This is a genomic window from Streptomyces sp. NBC_01260 (assembly GCF_036226405.1).
In the GTDB taxonomy this organism is placed as follows: Bacteria; Actinomycetota; Actinomycetes; order Streptomycetales; family Streptomycetaceae; genus Streptomyces; species Streptomyces laculatispora.
In genome coordinates this window covers 1-16,522 of the sequence record NZ_CP108464.1, presented here as the reverse complement: position 1 = coordinate 16,522, position 16,522 = coordinate 1, and the positions used below count along the sequence as shown (strand labels likewise).

Here is a 16,522-nt window from a genome sequence, read left to right as displayed (position 1 = left end):
CTCCGGACCGGGGCCAACAGCGTCGTGCCCCCAACAGCGACCCGCAGGCGCCGCGGAAGGAAGTTCACCGACGAGCGCTGGCAGGAGACCATGCGGTCTTCGTGGCCGGGGGAGTGGGACCGGCTGTGCGGGCCGTGCGCGACGGAGGCCGCCGACCGCGCGAAGGCTGAGCGCGTCGCGCGCCGCCAGGCGCATGAGACCGAACGCGCGGCAAGGCCCCGCGGCCGGTTCGGCATCACGCGCCGTCGGTAGCCGGGGATCCCGGCGCCCTCGCACCCGAGGCCCGGGACCGCGCCCGACCGCACGAAGGATCACAGCGCCTCGCGCAACACCGCCCTGTGCAACAGAGTCCGCGTTGCGCCCCTGACCTGCGAACACCGACCGATCCACGGCCACAACACCGGACCCCGGGCCTTCTGTGCGTCCCTCCGCGCCTTGGCTTCATCGCGCCTCCGCTGGGCCTTCTGACAAGCGGGGAAGCCAGCCACGCCTTACGGCGCTACCTGGACGGATCTCCACCTCCTGCCTCTGCGCTTCACGCCGACGCGCGTCCTCCGCTCGCTGCTCCCGGCGTGAAGCGTCACCTTCCCCGGCCGCCCTGCTGGCACGCGCCGACCGCGGCCTGCCGAAAGCGTGGGCATCAGCGTCGCGGTTCCGTGTACGAATGGAACGTACGACTAGGCAGGGAGGGAAAACGGGTGGGTAAAGCATCGTCGGGGAAGCGCGCGACCAAGGCCGGGGGAACTCGGGATCACACAGTGCCTCAGATGTCAGGGCGGTTGCAAGTTCCGGGGTCGTGCGGTTGGTCGGGTAGTGACCGGTTGGCGTGCATAGCAGAGCAGGCACGGTCTTCGTGATCATTGTGAAGTTCCCCCCACCGGCAGGAGCAGGCAGATTCTCCTGATGATTTCAAGTTGGCCCCTTGTCGCCACCTGACGAGCCGTAAGATCTGAGGTCCGTTGAGCTCGTCACGCGCGATCAAGCTGGGTGGCGGCTGGCGTGTGGCGTGACTCTCCTGGAGGGGTGCAGCGATGGACGGTGGGCTCGTGACATCCAGCGGCATGACGAGAAGATCATTCGTATGGTGGGGTACGTCTTCGGCTTGTGCCCTTGCTGGGATTTCTGGCTGCTCGGGCGACAGCGCGACAGACGGGAAAGATCGTGTCGCCCATCGCTGCCCGTCCTGGCCTGAGTTGACCCCGTCGCCCGGGGCGCCGGTGTGGCCTGTGCCTTTCTCGGGTGCTTTACGTACTTCGCTTTCTCTGTCTGGGCCCTGGTTGAGCGGGGCAGAGGGGGACCGCACAGTGTGGTTGAGGGAAGCGCGCAGCGGCCGCCTCAAATGGCGCAGCTCTGCAGGGAATGCAGGTGAGCCGGATAAATGGGGCGAGCCGTACTATCCGCAAGTGATTGCAGCCGGGGGGCAGGTCCTGGTTGGGGGTGGCGACGGGGACACGACCGGCGAGGTCGTAGCGCTATGCGCAGCCAACGGAAAGCGCATGTGGCGGCGAAAGTTACCTGGAAACCAGGTAGTGGAGATTGCTAAATCTGGCGCCTTTGTCGTAGCCGCCACGCAGGACCACGTATTTGGATTGTCTGCGAAAACGGGCAGGATCCTCTGGCGAGTCAAGGTATTTCAAGCGGGTCAAATTATCGCGCACGGAAACATTCTTATTTTCACCCATAAAGGTGTGGAGCCGTTCGGGGCTATGGCGCTGGATCGTGAGACAGGGAAATTAATTTGGGCTGAAGAAATCCCAGACGCTAGCGACTTGGGAATCAAAGTGGCCGGCAGTTTGGTTCATTTGGTTGGGATTCGCAATGTCGAAAGGCGCCAGGATGACGGAACTACTGTGTTCGTTACCGCGCCGGGGGAATTGCGTACGCTTTCCGTTGAAAATGATCGAGTTGAATGGACTCGAGCATTAATGTCTTCGGATGCCTCATTTCTCTCGGGGGGAGGACTCCTTCACCTAGTGACGGATGAGAAATTAATTACCCTGCATAGCGACACGGGTAGGACAGTCTGGTCCATTCCGCTGCCGGAGCCGGTAACGCCGCTGCAAATGGTGCTTCACGATGACCTTCTCATTGTCCATTTTTCCGTTCGCGTCAACGGAGAATATTCTCTTCTTGCGCTTGATCCTGAAACGGGTAAGGAGCAGTGGCGAGTAGGGGGTGAACTGTCATCTGAAATGCTTCCAGGGCCTTCAGGGGTGATTTTGGTCAACACTCAAGGGCCAAAGGTTCGCGCCGTCGACACGGCAGGAGGCGAGGATATTTGGTCATCCCCCTTGAAAGGTGCGGTTCAGATCGTCACCAACGATCTGATTTATTGCCACAACGGAGAGGAGATCACAGTCTACGACGTTTCCACAGGTGACCTATTCTTTGGCTAAGTTTCGCTTTGATATTCGATACGGTGAAGCTTTTGTGTCTATTTAGGATAACGGGAGGGATGCTTTGTCATCGCAGCAGCAGGGTGCCAATCCGCCTGTGCCGCCGCAGCAGGGTGCCAATCCGCCTGTGCCGCCGCAGCAGGGTGCGAATCCGCCTGTGCCGCCGCAGCAAGCAGACGGCTGGCGCACACCCGGCACACTGATCGCGTCTGTGGCGCTGGTTCTCAGCATCGTCGCACTGATTCCTGCGTGGGACTCGGCAATGAGCGGTGACAGCCAAGCGGAGACAGGGAAGAAGGAAGCCGAGCGCAGGGGGCTTCTGGAAGTCACTGCTGTAAGCGCACGGTTTACTGACAAGTTGAAAGGGGTCGAGACATCGAGAGATTCAAAGAAGGAGGTCACAGGACTCAGCGGCTCAGAGATCAATATCGCCGTCCGTAATCGTGGAAGTGGCTCGGCGATCATTACGAAGGTAAGTGCGAATGTGGAAATCTCGGAGAACCTCAAAACCTGCGGAGGGACGGGTGGGGACCTGGGGACTTCGGCACACTACGCCATCGAAATCCCTCTTTCGCAGAAACCTCCATTCACTAAAGCTACCGAAGAAGATGTGGTCTTCGATGTGAAGTCCGGGGAGAACGACCGTTTTTCCCTGACCGTCGGCCCCGATTCGAAGGAGGCCGGCAAGTCGCCTTGGATGGGAGTCGTGACGATTCAGCTCCACGACGCGGATGGTACTGACCTCGGTATTGGCCCCCTAGCTATCCTCAGCCCTGGCGAGGATGAATATTTCTACCCCAGCGGCATGACCTGGAAAATCGCGCCTGAATCTTCAAGCTGCATGGGAAGTAACGCTCGCAGAGTGCGGGAAGTGATGCAAATTCCCGGTATTACGCCATCGAAGGAATTTGCTGCACTGCACCGTGCGCTTCGCTCTTACCGGTGAGAAGAAAACTACGGTTCAGTTTCAGGAGCAGGGCCTCGGCGTAGTTGGGCCTCGTCCTTCTTGATCATGTGAGACCGAGCAGGGTGAGAGTGCGGGCCGGGCTGTCCGGCGGAGGCCGGCGGCGATGTTGCAGACGCCGGTCAGGGCGGAGCAGGGCTTGCGCAGTTCCGGGTTCGCCCAACTGGCGTGAGGTTGCGGCGAGTTGGGGTGGATGACAGAGCGGACACGGAATCCGTGATCATTCAGGTGTCTAAGCCGAGTGATCAAGAGGGTTCCCGTGTCCGCTGTCTCATCTTCCCCGATCCCTGCCGTGTTGGCCAAGTTGGGTCCGCTCAACCCGGACGACGTGGCTGACCTGCGGTTCTTCCTGGAGGCGGTGCCCGATCCTCGCTCCCGGCGGGGCCGTTGGTACTCGTTGGCCTCGATCCTGCTGGTCTGCGCGGCCGCCGCGGTCTCAGGAGCCCGGACCATCGACGAACTCGCCGAGTGGGGCGCCCTTGTGCCGACGCCGGGCTGCTCGCCGCGCTCGACGTGCGCCGTCACCTGCTGCACTGGCGGCATGCACCGTCCAGGTCCGCGATCGGGAGGGTCCTCGAGCGTCTCGACGCCGACGCACTCGATGCGGCCGTCGGAGCCTGGCTGGCTCACCGCCATACCGCCGCAGCCCCGGACAGACGACGGGTGATCGCCGTGGACGGCAAGGCACTGCGCGGCTCCGCCCGCCTGGATCAGCCCCGCCGGCACCTTCTGTCCGCCGTCACCCACGGCCGCCCGGTCACCCTCGCCCAGACCGAGGTTGGGTCCAAGACCAACGAGACACGGCACTTCCAGCCCCTGCTTGCACCGCTCGACCTGGAAGAAGACGTGGTCACCTTCGACGCGCTGCACTCGGTGAGGGCCAATGTCGCCTGGCTGGTGGAGACCAAGAAGGCGCACTACGTGGCCGTGATCAAGCCCAACCAGCCCACCGCCTGGGCCCAGCTGGACGGTCTGGACTGGCACGCGGTGGCCATCCAGCACACCGCCTCGAACAAGGGACACGGCCGTCGCGAGTCTCGCTCGGTCAAGACTCTCGCCATCGCCGACAACCTCGGCGGCATCGCCTTCCCCCACGCGAAGCTCGCCCTCCGCGTCCACCGCCGCCGCAAAGCAACCGGCAGGAAGGAGACCCGCGAGACCGTCTACGCGGTCACCAGCCTCGACGCCCACCAGGCGAAACCGGCCGAACTCGCCTCCCACCTGGGCGGACACTGGACCGTGGAAGCCCAGCACCACATCCGCGACCGTACCTTCGCCGAAGACGCCTCCACCGTCCACGCCGGCAACGCACCCCACGTCATGGCCACCCTCCGCAACCTCGCGATCGGAGCCCTCAAAGCCCTCGGCGCGACCAACATCGCTAAGAGGTCGCGCGGATAGGCGTGGTTGAGGGCCCGGCAACAGAACAGGCACAGGTCCCGGTGATCATGGGATTACGACGCTCTGTGATCACGAGGGAGACCTGTGCCCGCGCTGCCACCATGGCTCACCGAGCCGCTCTGGGACCAATTCGTGGCACTGCTTTCCGAGCGTCCCGAGTTCCACCCGGGCCATCCACTCGGCTGCCACCGCCGACGCATCAGCGACCGCATCATCTTCGACAAGCTCCTGCAACTGCTGCGCTTCGGCTGTTCCTACGAGGCGATCGCCGACACGACCTGCTCGGCCACCACGATCCGCAGCCGTCGCGACGAGTGGATACGACTCGGCGTCTTCGCCCAGCTCAAGCAGATCGCGCTGGACTCCTACGACCGGATCGTCGGCCTCGTCCTCGACCAGATCGCCGTGGACGGCTCCATCACCAAGGCTCCCGGAGGCGGCGAGGTGGCCGGTCGCTCACCGGTCGACCGCGGCAAACAGGGCCTGAAACGCTCGGGCATGACGGACGGGTACGGCATTCCACTGGGTCGTGTCCTGGCCGGTGCCAACCGCCACGACTCCCCGCTGCTCGCCCCGACCCTGGACCGCCTGGACGACCTGGGGCCGTTACCCGACGACATCACCGTGCATCTGGACGCCGGCTACGACTCGGACAAGACCCGCACTCTGCTCAGCGAACGCGGCCTGCACGGCCGCATCGCACACAAGGGTGAGAAAGCGCCCATCCAGGCCAGTCGGCGTTGGCATGTCGAACGCACTCACGCCTGGCAGAACGCCTTCCACCGCCTCGCCCGCTGCTACGAGCGGCGCACCACCGTCATCGACGCATTCTTCGACCTCGCCGACACGATCATCACCGTGCGTAGTCTGATCCGACAGGCATGGACGACCCACCGCTGGCACGAACGCACGAACCGCCGACCATGATCGCACCGCTATCCGCACGGCTTCCTACAGAGGCCGCGAGTCCCTTGTCAGTGGACGGTGTTACGTTCTGTGACATGACCGATCACGCGCTACGGCTGCTGCGGCAGGACCGCCGCCTGGCCGAACTGGCCGCCTTCCCCTTCGACTTCGACCTGGACCGCGCCGCCCATGGCCATGTCGAGGAAGTCCGCCTCGCCTCGGGCGGGCCGTTGGAGACGGTAGCCGGGGACGATACCGGCGGTACGTACTTCGTGTGCGCGGACGGCTCGGTGCTCTACGCCGACTCGGAGGGCGCCGCGGGGATCATCGGCTCAAGTGTCGACGAGACCCTGGAGCTAGTGATCGGCCTGCCCGGCTGGCGCGGCTACACACATCTGTCGCCGGACGACAACGAGGAGAAAATCCTGGCGTGCATCGCGGAGACCGAGGACGAGATCCGCGAGTACTACGGAATCGATGAGGAGCGGGCCGAGCTCCGTGCGGCGCTGGGCTTCCCGAAACGCTCCCCGGTCGAGCTGGTCGGCAGACTGCGTGCCGCGCTGCTGCGCACCGAGCCGGACTTTGTACTGCTCAACGCGGATGAGGGGTGCGCGTACGACCGGATAGGCCCGGCCGGTCCCCCGCTGTGGGAACCGGTGCTCGCGGTGGGCCGCGCCGATCTCGCCTGGTTGCGGGAGGGCGACCGCATGGCATGGCGTGAAGTCGCCGAGGACCCGGTGCGGCGCCGGATCACCCTGCGGGCCGCGCAGTTCGACCGAGCCGAGGACGATCTGGAGCTGCTGCGGCATCTGCTGCGGCACGAAACACGGTCATCGATGACGAACGAACTGCGGCTCGCGGCCGTGCTGGTGGGGCTGCGCGGGGACACCGGAGATCTGCCGCTGCTGCTTGAGGTCCGGGAGACGGACTTCGACACGGCGTGCGGCCTGGGCGGGATACCGGAACCGGGCGCAAGCGCGGACGAGTTGCAACAGTGGGCGCGGGCGCTCGACGAGTCGATGTTCGGGACGGACCCGTCGGACGAGCCGGTCTCCACATGGACCGACCTGGCGCGGGACCAGGGGATGACGGGCCTCGCTCGGGTGACGCTGATCCGCGAACTCGACAACATCTTCATGGACCAGAGCAGACTCCGCCGCCCCGAGGCGCCCCGCACCCTGGCCACGGCTCCGCTGAGTGGGCTCGCCCGGGACTTCGAGGAACTCGGCGACCTTACCCAGGCGCTGCGCGCCCAGCGCCTGTACGCCGCCCTTCAGGAGACGGCATGGGACCGGGCCTCGGCCCGGCACACCCTGGCCCGCCTCGAGCGGGAGGCGGGCCGCTTGCCGCAGGCGGCGGACAGCCTGGCCGCCGTGCGCGACGCCCTGGCCACCCCGGGCGACGACTCACTGCGCCATTGGCAGCAGGTCAACCTCGGCCGTTACATCGCCGAGGAGCACTACCGGCTCACCCTCGCCCTGGCCGACGCTGGCCGCCCCGAGGAGACCTGTGCCCTCCTCACGGCCGCCGACGCCATACTCGGCGAGCTCTCGGAGAACGCCGCGAACGGCGTCCGCGAGCTCGCCGAGCGGACCGCTGCGAGAGTGCGGGAGGCCAACTGAGGACGGGCGCGGCGGACCAGGTAGTCGGCCTGTTCCGGCAGCAAGTCACGCCACCCTGCGGTGCGCCGCTGAGCGTGGGGTTCCACCGCCAGTCCTCTAAATACCCGGCCTTGATCATCTGCCGGATCAGCGGCAGAAATCGTCCATCGTGGATTCTATCCTCCAGAATTGCGAGCAACACCTCGTGATCCAGGCTCCCGAAGCAATCTCCTCGCCCACTCCTACTAGCGACGCGCCACCGTCATCGAGGCATTCTTCGACCTCGCGGACATGATCATCACCGTGCGTAGTCTGATCCGGCGGGCATGGACGACTCACCGCTGGGACGAACGCCCGAACCACCGACTATGACCGCATCCCTATCCGCGCGGCCTCTAAGACCACTCGCGCCATCCGCGACCAACCCGAACGAGCCCTCCCAATCCTGGGCATCACCTACAAGCCCGACCTCAACGGAACTTGATCAAGCCCTGCTCAGATGTACCTGAAGCACTTCGCCCAGCACATGGGACGCCGTAAGTACGAGCTGAAGGTGCGACGCCTCGACAAGATCAACGAACCGTTTCGGGTGACGCCTACTGGCATCGCTGCTGAGACCGGTTACTACTGGGGAATCAGTGCTGAGGGAGTCCCTCACCATGCTGCTGAGAAGCTGTTCACCTCCCTTGAGACACGTGCCGACCCAGTACTGAAGGTGCTGTTGCACGACCAGGAATGGGCGCTTACGCCGGACTGGCCGTTGGGCCCGGACCAGCGCCATGTCCTCGCCTGGTGGATGGCTGCCCAGATCCTGCGCACTACCCGCCAGAGGAAACGGCTTATCCATCAGCGGGCCGAAGCACCGGACATCACCGGCCTTCCGCAGGAAGTGCGCACGCTCGCGCAGAACAACCCCCACCTGCTCTACATCGTCGAGAACATCGCCACCTTGGCACTCGCCCTGGAAGCACGTCCGTGGGCGCTCGGCTTCAGCGACATGTGCCTGCTGACCAGCGATACCCCGATTGCCGTATGGAACCGCCCCGACGACGAAGACCAGCTGCGCGCCGCCGCACTGAGCGACGTCATGCTCCCGCTGGACCCTCACCGCTTCCTTTTCCTGCCCGGTCCCGCTACCCGAGCCGCCGACCCGCGCAAGTGGGTGGACCATCTGATGCACGCCAAGGGTGCCATCGGCTTCGCACTTGTGGAGGTGGCCTATGACGTGGCCGACCAGTTCGTGATCCACCACCCGCAGCACGACCCCTGGAAGCATTGGAAGCCGAACAGCCCGGGCCAGCCCAAACCATGGGACGGGCAGACGCACTCTGCTCCTCAGTACGTCTTGGAGTATCCCGTTTTTCCGCCCGGCCAGAACATCGAACATCGCTGGACTGTTGAGCACCCACCGCCTCGCTCCCCAGCCGTGGCACACCCTTGACCGGGTGAAGGTGGCAGAGCAGGGGGTGGGCCTCGGAGGTGGGAGCAGGCGTTAAACCGTTCCGGCCTTGTCCGAGGCTCCGGTTAGGCTCTCCACGTGGCTGACAGAAGACCGCCTGGAACTCTGGGGATTGACCTGCGTAGCGCAGGCAGCCGCCCGTGCGGTCTCTGCGGTGACGTCCGAAAAATGACCAAGGCCCATGTGCCGCCCCAGGCCGCCGGCAACAGGGACCGGGTAGTCAGCGCGAACGTACGCTTGGCGGACCGGGTCCTGGGTCACGGGCGCGCCGCACAGGGCGGTATGTGGTTCTACAGCCTGTGCAGCGACTGCAACAGCATGGCCGGCGTCCACTACGACGCCGCCTACGCGGACTTCAGCAACGCCGTGCTGGCGCGGGTGAACCTGCAACAGCGTCTCTACCTGCCGCCTGTGCGCCTGGCACCGGCCCGTGTGGCCCGATCCATTCTCATCGGCATGTTCGCCACCAGCCCGCATCTGCGGGTGATGTTCCGCGAGCTTGCCGAGGACCTCCTCAACCGGCGCGATCGCATCACGATGCCGGACGGAGCCAGTCTGCGCCTGGCCATATGCCTGGACCGGCACACCCGTTTGGCGGGCATGTACAACGCCGTCCGGGTCATTGAGCACACGCAGCACTACGACGTCTTCTCGGAAGTCTACTTCCGCCCCCTGGCCTGGACCCTCACACCCAGCGGCCGGGGGAGCGCGCATCATGCCGGTCAGTCGGTGGTGGATGGGCAAGGGTGGGCTGTTGTTGACCACTGGCTGCAGTACGGCGAGGACCGAACGGCAGCCGATCTCCGATCGCTGTGCCGAGCCCCGCTACCCGCAGTGCTCCATCCGCTGAACGGCCACGACCGAGACGAGTGGTTGGAGTTCATGAGTGACAAGGTCACCGCGATCCTTGAAGGCCAGATCCCTTCCTGACCCAACAGCATGGTGTCGACGTCGTTGCCCACGATCCCGGCACCCATGACGTGAACTCTGCTTCTGGTTCTCGGCGAGCACGGGAGTGGCTTCGCTGGCCGCAGCCCGAGAACTGCGGCCAGCCGAGATTCACCGGCGGATCTGGATGGTGATGGCGGGAGCCGCAACGGCAAGCAGAGCCAGTCCGACCGGCGGGGAGACCGTCAGTGCGATGACCGTACCGCCCACGGTGCAGACCGCCGTGTATCCGAAGGTCATCCATCGCAGGAACCGGCTGGACTTCTCACCGACTACGTCTGGGAGCTCAGCTCGCGGGCTGGGCTCGGTGCGCTCTCCTGTTGTACGTTCCATCGTCAGAGGTACCGCCTCTTTCGCGATTGGGGACCCGGAGCACCAAGTGCTTGCCGGCGTCGGTGCTCCGAGGCTCCCCGATTGGACTCGGCTGGAGAAGCCTCCAGGCCGCATGTGGGCCCCTGTTCAGCGCCCCACACATCAAATGATGTAGCCCGTCTGAGGGGGCGTCCGGTACTCTCAACTACGCATTGATTCGCATGAATGACACCTAGAGAAATTGAACATGGCTGAGTAAGCGATGAATCGCGGCAGCATGAGAATCAATCCGTAGTTTTCAAAAGGTATCGAGATGCGCCCCAAGGACGGCAAGGTCGACACCCGCCTTGCACACCTCCAGACCCTTCGAGCCCGCATGCTCGAAGGTGTCAACCAGGTCATGCGCCAGATCTGGGAGCAAGGACAAAAGCCGACCTCCGTTCGAGTCCGCCAGGCCTTCTACCGGCTTGACGAGATGAGGACCCTGGAGGACGAGCGGAAGCCGCTTCCGAAAGAGCAGCAGCCGTTCGCGGCCCGGATGGTCACCCCCAAGGGACTCCAGCTTCGGCTCATGCTGACGATGCTCTACGCCGCGCAGTGCGCCGTGGGGCCAGGCAAGCAGTGGGACGCCCCCTATGCCGTGGAGTCGACGGCGCAGCACCCGGTGTCATGGATGAGCTTGTCGGCCTCCATCAGCCAACACGCCGGTCCCGGCATCCAGCTGGCGTCCGAGGATGTCAACCGCCGACGCCAGATCACACAGGCCTTGAATACGCTGGAATCGATGGCGCTCGTGCGGGCCAACACCGGGCCCGGCCGCTTCAGCACCGGTTTGCAGCTCCTGTGCGAGAACGGGACCAGCACCGTCAGCTCAGCCATCCCCTACACCGCCGCAGACGACACCGAGCCGTACATCGAGATCCCGGTCGAGTTCTTCACTCACGGCTGGGTGCGCGTGCTCACCAACAGCGAGATCGCCGCCCTGCTCATGTGGTTCGACCGCCTCAAGTACACCGGCGTCGTAGTCGGCGCCGAGGAGGGCGAACCACTCACCATCACCTACGTCACCGGCGACGTGAGGCAGGGCCTTTACGGGTTGGGGCGGAAGGCATACGAGACACACCAAGCCCTCGACGCCTACCAGCTCCTCGACGTCATCAGGCCTGAGAAGCGCTACGACTCCGGCAAGTGGGAGGGGTATTCGCAGGACGAGTCGGACCTGCTGTGCCACCGCGTCTCTCTCGCTTCCGCCGACTTCGACCGCGATGCAGGAGAGGTCGTGGAGGATGTACTCAAGCGCCGGGACACCGGCGGCTACTGGAGACGCCCCATGTTCAGTGCGCCGAAGCGGTTCGACCGCTTCCGCATGGTCTCCACTGACGAGTAGAGCGGGTGCCGGAACGCGTTCGGTCCCCCAGACCAGCGCCATAGCCGGGACCTACGCGGAACGTGCAAAGCAAGCCAGCATGCGAGGGGCCCCCTGGCGTTGCGGTCCTTCTGCACCGGCCAAAGCGTCCTCATCGGTGGCGTGGTCGCCAGTGCCGCTATCGCCGGGAGTGCCACCGCAACGCAAAGCCTTCAAAAGTTCCTGCTCGATGTCAGTGGCCTACGAGATCATCATTCCGGCGTTCGGGTTCTGCCGGACGACGAGGGCTGAGGGGGACAGGGTGCCGCAAAAACTCTTCTTTGAAACCGTCCAGCGTGACCACTACTCATACACGAGGCTGAACCGCGCGGCCATCAACGAGCTTCGCACCGCCCCGGCCGCCGGCGGTGACGAAGAGGCTGCGCACGCTCTCATCGACCTGCTGATCGACGACTTGCCCCAGGACCCTGAGCACGACGGACTGATGGATAACTCGGAGACGGGAGCGGTCATACGGTGCCTCAAGGCCGTACTCCGCCGCCTCGGCATCGAGTTCGACATCCCCTTTCACGACAAGCAGGGCTACTACTCGTTCCGGATGGAGCACAAAAATGGCCTCATTACTGACCTGACCAGGGTCTTCGCCCCAGCACGCGCAGCGCTGGAACGACGCGAGCAGACCACCTTCACCGGAGGCTTGCGGGGGCTGCGCGGCGAGCTGCGCAACCTCATCTTCGCCGCCGCGCAGAAGCCAGAGATCGTCTGGAGGGACGTCGCGGGTGGTGTCATCGAGATCACGAAGAACAAGGACCACTGCCTGCTATATGACCGCCCAGTGGGAGCCTCAGGCCTCACCTGGAGCGCACTCAGCAAGTGGTGGCACCTCCAGGACGGCATGTACGGGATGTCTGAGCATCTCAGGCTGCAGGCGCTCCTGAAGCGGCTGAGGGGGTCACTCAACGCCCCGGAGCAGCTGTTGCTGGACACCTACTGGGATCACGCGATGCAGCGAGGCTTCGGAGACTCTCCTGCTCTGTTGCCACAGGTCTATCTCCATTACGACCCCTTGGCGCAACATCAGCGGAACCAACGGGCGGAAGGCAAGGTGCTGACGCGGCAGCGGATGGACTTCCTGATGCTCGCTCCCGGCGGTCGCCGATACGTTCTCGAGCTGGACGGGAAGGAGCACTACACGCGTGATGGGAAGGCCGCACCCGACCTATACGCCGACATGGTCCGAGAAGATCGGCGGATTCGTCTTCAGGGGTACGAGGTGTACCGGTTTGGCGGCGCCGAGTTCGTGGACCCACAGGCTGCCAAGCTCATGCTGAGCGGGTTCTTCGACCAGTTGCTGGCTCCATAAGCTCCGCCCCCATAAGGAAGTTATACAAGCTGCCGTCACCTCCAAAGCCGGAGCGGGTACAAGCTCGACAGCCCAGGTCATTGCGGCCCGGGCTGTCGCGCGCTGCGGCTCAGCGCCAGACCGTGTCAGGCCCATTCCACGCCGAGTTCGCGTAGTGCGTCGAGTTGTTCGGGGGTGAGTTTGTCGCGTCGGCTCTTGGTGTTGCTGATGAATACGCCGAGTTTCACGAGGTGTTTCTGGCCGTCGATGTCGATGGGTTCTTCGTGTTTCCTCGGGACGGGCCGTTCGTGTCCTTCCCTCTGGAGGTACTGGGCGAGGGCCGCGACCCCTCGCCGGAAGGGTGCCGACAGCCCGCCCGCCCCTCTTCCCGCGCGGGCTGTCACCGGGGCGGGTTCCGGCGCGTCGGGTGTTACGCCGAGCCCGCCGAGCCGCTCCTGCTGCTCACCGCTCAGCTGCGCCCAGGTGTGCGCCCGCCGTTGCTGTGCCAGCCACTTCCCCAGGTCGTCACCCTCGAACAGCACACCGGGTTGGATGGCGGGCAAGGTCCCGCCGGCCTCGGTGTCGGCGAGGTCCGCGAGGACCCGGTAGTGCCGTTGCCAGTCCAGCGGCCACGGGCAGTTCCAGTCCTCATCGATGGCGGCCAGCTGCTCGGCCCGCGTCCCGGCCCGTTCCGGGTCTTTGCCCAGGCCGTCCTTTCGGCGCAGGTTCGCCATCAGCTGCCCGATCGCCACCAGCTCGTCATCCGCCTCACCCCATACGGCGTCCTGCCGTGGCGCGAGGTGCCCGTGGGCGCGGTGGAAGGACCGCAATGCGGCGAGCTTCGTCTCCCACGCTTCATCGCCCGGTTCCCACACCATGCCCTCCTGGTCGAGGAGCTCCTTGCGGTGGGGGTCGAGTTCACCGGCCCGCTGCGCCCGGCGCTGCTGATGCACCCACCGCCCAAGGGGAAACCGCACCACGCCGACCTCGGTCTCGGTGTCGTACGGCACCGAGAACAGCCCGGTGATCTCGTGCTCCGCGCGCCAGCGCCGCAGTGCCTGGTATCCGTCCAGCCACACCAGCGATTCGGGCCGGAACACCCGGGTCCGCAGGAACGCCGCGATCGTCGCCGGATCACGCGGCGTGGAGAAGTGCAGCAGCGCCGACTCGACCACGGCTTCCGTGCCGTCCTCCTGCTCGACGTCCTCGCCCTCACCCTCGGCGCCGATGATCCGCCCGTCCGCGTCCCGCTTCACATGTACGGGCCGCTCCCTGCTGCTCCGTGTCAGGGCGCGGGAGGCGAGCTGCTCGACCAGGCGCTCGTCGTGAGAGCGGAGGCCCTGGAGGAGGGCTACAAGGGGTGCAAACGAGGCGGAGGCGACCATGTCGGTGGGGTTCTCACCGGGCTGAAGGAACACCGGCACGATGATCCGGGCGACCTTCGTGGCCCCGTCCGGTTTCGGGCGCAAGGCCCGCCCGATGTTCTGCACGATCTCGACCTGCGACCCGCGGGTGTCCGCGAAGCAGACGGCCTCGACACCTCGCTCGCCGACGATGTCGACGCCTTCTCCGAGGATGCGGACGGAGGCGAGGAATGCCCGGTGCACCCTGCGGTCATCGGCGTCGATGCCGTTGGCGAACTGACGGAGCACTTCACGCCGCTCGGACACGAGGTGGTCGCCGCACAGCCAGTCCGCCCAGACCCGGTCCGGCGGGACATGCCGGTACGGCTCCAGGTCGTAGAGTTCCGCGTCGATCGAGGACGCTGGCAGCTTGGCAGCGTCCTCGAGGAACCGGTCCGATGCCTCCGTGGCGTAGAGCTCGGCCGCGGTCTCGGGCAGCTTCTCCGCGAAGACTCGGGCCTCCTCGACCCGCTGGTGGAACGTCAGGACGGTGCGCAGGTTGTTCGCCGCGGCGTGCTCCAGCAGAGCGGTCTGGAGGAGTGCGAGGCGCCGGCCGCGCAGCGCTTCCTCGGACAGGCCCAGGACCGGTTCGGGGTCGCGGATCTCGATGACGTCGATCTCGAACCCGGCCAGTACGCCCCGTTCGACGCTCTCCGAGAGACCCAGCTCGAAAATCCACTCACCGTAGGGGCCTGCCGGATCGGAGGTCATGCTGGCGATCTCCAGCTCCTTGCCGTCCTTGCCCTTTTGGGGCCGCGGGGAGGCCAGAATGCGAGGGGTGGCGGTGAGGTACAGCCGGAAGGCGGCCGGGATGCGGGCATTGTCGTGGATCGCCGCCCACGGCCGGCCAAGATCACCCGCCGTACCATGCGCCTCGTCCACCACAGCCAGGTCGAAGCCATCCATGGACTGACCGAACAACCGCTCCCCACCCGCGAGAGCGGCCTCCAGCGGCCCCCGCACCTTCTCCTGGCCCGAGGGGGCGTCGACGTCTTCGCGGTCCACGAGGGAGGCGTACGTGGCGAACACGACCACCGGCCCGTGCCCTGCCCACAACGCCAGCTGGATCGGGTTCGTGGTCGTGTTCACCCCGAGCTGCTCCAGGACGTCGTCCTTCTCCAGCGAACACACCGCCACCATCGGCGCGTGATGCCCGACCCTGCGCCACACCAGAGCGGTCTGCACGAGCAGATCCAGGGTGGGGACCATGACGAGGATCCGCCCGTCCCGGAAATTGTCGAGCGCGGCCCAGGCGGAGGTGATCGTCTTGCCGGACCCGGTCGCCGACACGACCGTGGCACGGGCACCACCCTCCGGCACAGCAGTTCTTGCAGGGAACCCCACCCACTTCCGGATACGTGCATTCGCATCCACCTGGTGTTCCCGAAGCTGAATAGCAGGCATTCCCTGGTCCCTTTCTAGGAATTGACCGGCGTGAAAGGCGGAACGGAGAGGGTGCCGTCCGGGCCGAGCACGACGTGCTGCGCGAGCTGGGCGAGGACCTGCTCCGCGGCGAGTCCCGCGCCCTCGGCCACCGCACGAAGCCGCCGGCCGGTGGAGGCGTCCAGCCACACCTCCGCACGGAGTTCGTCCTTCGCCCCGCGCCGCTGAGCCATCCACGCCGCATGGCCGGTGAGAGCGGCGGCCCTCCGCTCCACACGCTCACGGGCCCACGCACTGCCCACGCTGTCCTGCTCAGGGTCATACGCAGCCGTTCCAGCGGCGGCGATCCAGTCCCGAACCCGACGCCACTCCGCATGCCGGGCCTTCCACACCTCGGCCAGATGCTGCGGATCCTCATACGACAGCTCACTGGACGACTGACGGGCCCAGCCCGTCAGCCCCCCGGCGGTCTCACGCTCCCGCACCGCGGCCTCGGCCACCTTCCCCAACACCTCCGCCGCACTCAGCCCCGCTCCCCGGCGGCGCACCACGTCCCGGGCCACGTCATCCGCACACCACATCAGCGAACTCCTCGATAAGCTGCAAAAAGGCGGTTCCACATGCGCGTTCCGTTCCTGAGAAGAGCCCTTCCGGGCATCAGGGGATGTGCCCTGCTTCCACCAACTCTACATGTGCATTCTTCCAGAAGGGCACGACTCGCAAACCCGCCGCCCCCACCCCTCATAGCCAGCCCGGCCCGCGCCAGCGGGCCCCAGGTCCTGGAGGCGCAGCCGGAAGGACCGTCAGGCGGGGGAGCGCAGCGGACCCGCCGGGAGCGCCCCGCGCTCCCCCAACTCCCGCACTGGAGGCCCCACTAGCCGCACCACCACACCCCAGCGGCACGGCCGCGCGATGCGCGGCCAACCGGGCGCGCAGCGGCCCGCCCCACTGCCTCCAGGAGCGCAGCGGAGGGAGGCGCCCACGCTCCGCGTGGGCGAAGGGAGCGCAGCGCCCGCGCCCCTTGCACATCGCGCAGCGATG

The 16,522-nt window shown here is 65.8% G+C and carries 12 protein-coding genes and 3 pseudogenes; 11 read left to right on the top strand and 4 right to left on the bottom strand.

Going from position 1 to position 16,522, the window contains the following annotated elements; genetic code table 11:
• Positions 1-1,304 precede the first annotated feature (1,304 nt).
• From OG322_RS00070 to OG322_RS00045, 6 genes and pseudogenes are all read left to right on the top strand, one after another.
• Positions 1,305-2,396: an outer membrane protein assembly factor BamB family protein gene (locus OG322_RS00070; RefSeq protein ID WP_443066511.1), complete on the top strand. Its 1,092-nt coding sequence runs from the start codon at positions 1,305-1,307 to the stop codon at positions 2,394-2,396.
• Between the two features lie 64 nt (positions 2,397-2,460).
• Entirely contained in the window at positions 2,461-3,342 is an 882-nt protein-coding gene (locus OG322_RS00065) for a hypothetical protein (RefSeq protein WP_329305843.1), read from the top strand.
• A gap of 259 nt (positions 3,343-3,601) precedes the next feature.
• Positions 3,602-3,778: pseudogene (locus tag OG322_RS00060) on the top strand (hypothetical protein); the annotation flags it as partial.
• Positions 3,779-3,828: 50 nt separating this feature from the next.
• Entirely contained in the window at positions 3,829-4,761 is a 933-nt protein-coding gene (locus tag OG322_RS00055) for an ISAs1 family transposase (protein WP_329305842.1), read from the top strand.
• 84 nt (positions 4,762-4,845) lie between these two features.
• Complete coding sequence (locus tag OG322_RS00050) at positions 4,846-5,688, top strand: IS5 family transposase (RefSeq protein ID WP_123467440.1); 843 nt, start codon at positions 4,846-4,848, stop codon at positions 5,686-5,688.
• A 74-nt stretch (positions 5,689-5,762) separates the two neighbouring features.
• A complete protein-coding gene (locus OG322_RS00045) occupies positions 5,763-7,289 on the top strand; it encodes a hypothetical protein (protein WP_123467442.1) in 1,527 nt (508 codons plus the stop codon).
• Here the strand turns inward: OG322_RS00045 and OG322_RS41420 are convergent.
• Positions 7,285-7,497, bottom strand: a pseudogene (locus OG322_RS41420) (hypothetical protein); the annotation flags it as partial. The gene OG322_RS00045 and the pseudogene OG322_RS41420 sit on opposite strands and share 5 nt — an antisense overlap.
• A 20-nt stretch (positions 7,498-7,517) precedes the next feature.
• On the opposite strand from OG322_RS41420, the pseudogene OG322_RS00040 reads away from it, so the two are divergent.
• The 3 genes and pseudogenes from OG322_RS00040 to OG322_RS00030 all read left to right on the top strand — a co-directional run.
• Positions 7,518-7,640: pseudogene (locus OG322_RS00040) on the top strand (IS5/IS1182 family transposase); the annotation flags it as partial.
• Positions 7,641-7,767: 127 nt separating this feature from the next.
• On the top strand, positions 7,768-8,709 hold the full coding sequence (locus OG322_RS00035) for a DUF4238 domain-containing protein (RefSeq protein ID WP_329305841.1): 942 nt from the start codon (positions 7,768-7,770) through the stop codon (positions 8,707-8,709).
• Between the two features lie 186 nt (positions 8,710-8,895).
• Positions 8,896-9,657, top strand: a complete 762-nt coding sequence (locus OG322_RS00030; protein WP_329305840.1) for a hypothetical protein — start codon at positions 8,896-8,898, stop codon at positions 9,655-9,657.
• A 129-nt stretch (positions 9,658-9,786) separates the two neighbouring features.
• On the opposite strand, the gene OG322_RS00025 is transcribed toward OG322_RS00030, so the two are convergent.
• Positions 9,787-9,915, bottom strand: coding sequence for a hypothetical protein (locus tag OG322_RS00025; RefSeq protein WP_266413044.1), 129 nt, complete (start codon positions 9,913-9,915; stop codon positions 9,787-9,789).
• Between the two features lie 385 nt (positions 9,916-10,300).
• On the opposite strand from OG322_RS00025, the gene OG322_RS00020 reads away from it, so the two are divergent.
• A complete protein-coding gene (locus OG322_RS00020) occupies positions 10,301-11,374 on the top strand; it encodes a hypothetical protein (RefSeq protein ID WP_329305839.1) in 1,074 nt (357 codons plus the stop codon).
• Between the two features lie 208 nt (positions 11,375-11,582).
• Positions 11,583-12,716 (top strand): hypothetical protein, encoded by a 1,134-nt coding sequence (locus OG322_RS00015; RefSeq protein ID WP_329305838.1) that lies wholly within the window; start codon positions 11,583-11,585, stop codon positions 12,714-12,716.
• A gap of 125 nt (positions 12,717-12,841) precedes the next feature.
• Here the strand turns inward: OG322_RS00015 and OG322_RS00010 are convergent, their stop codons facing one another.
• Together OG322_RS00010 and OG322_RS00005 are read right to left on the bottom strand one after the other, a co-directional pair.
• The gene (locus OG322_RS00010; RefSeq protein ID WP_329305837.1) at positions 12,842-15,502 is read right to left on the bottom strand and encodes a DEAD/DEAH box helicase; all 2,661 of its coding nucleotides are present in this window, start codon (positions 15,500-15,502) and stop codon (positions 12,842-12,844) included.
• Positions 15,503-15,516: 14 nt separating this feature from the next.
• Positions 15,517-16,062 carry a hypothetical protein gene (locus tag OG322_RS00005; protein ID WP_329305836.1) on the bottom strand — a complete coding sequence of 182 codons (546 nt, stop codon included), beginning with the start codon at positions 16,060-16,062 and terminating at the stop codon, positions 15,517-15,519.
• Positions 16,063-16,522: the final 460 nt, after the last annotated feature.

What these genes read in the sequence shown, in the direction of transcription:
- OG322_RS00045 (WP_123467442.1), top strand. Translation starts at nt 5,763, where the DNA reads ATGACCGATCACGCGCTACGGCTGCTGCGGCAGGACCGCCGCCTGGCC.
- OG322_RS00035 (WP_329305841.1), top strand. Translation starts at nt 7,768, where the DNA reads ATGTACCTGAAGCACTTCGCCCAGCACATGGGACGCCGTAAGTACGAG.
- OG322_RS00030 (WP_329305840.1), top strand. Translation starts at nt 8,896, where the DNA reads ATGACCAAGGCCCATGTGCCGCCCCAGGCCGCCGGCAACAGGGACCGG.
- OG322_RS00025 (WP_266413044.1), bottom strand. Translation starts at nt 9,915, where the DNA reads ATGACCTTCGGATACACGGCGGTCTGCACCGTGGGCGGTACGGTCATC.
- OG322_RS00020 (WP_329305839.1), top strand. Translation starts at nt 10,301, where the DNA reads ATGCGCCCCAAGGACGGCAAGGTCGACACCCGCCTTGCACACCTCCAG.
- OG322_RS00015 (WP_329305838.1), top strand. Translation starts at nt 11,583, where the DNA reads ATGTCAGTGGCCTACGAGATCATCATTCCGGCGTTCGGGTTCTGCCGG.
- OG322_RS00010 (WP_329305837.1), bottom strand. Translation starts at nt 15,502, where the DNA reads ATGCCTGCTATTCAGCTTCGGGAACACCAGGTGGATGCGAATGCACGT.
- OG322_RS00005 (WP_329305836.1), bottom strand. Translation starts at nt 16,062, where the DNA reads ATGTGGTGTGCGGATGACGTGGCCCGGGACGTGGTGCGCCGCCGGGGA.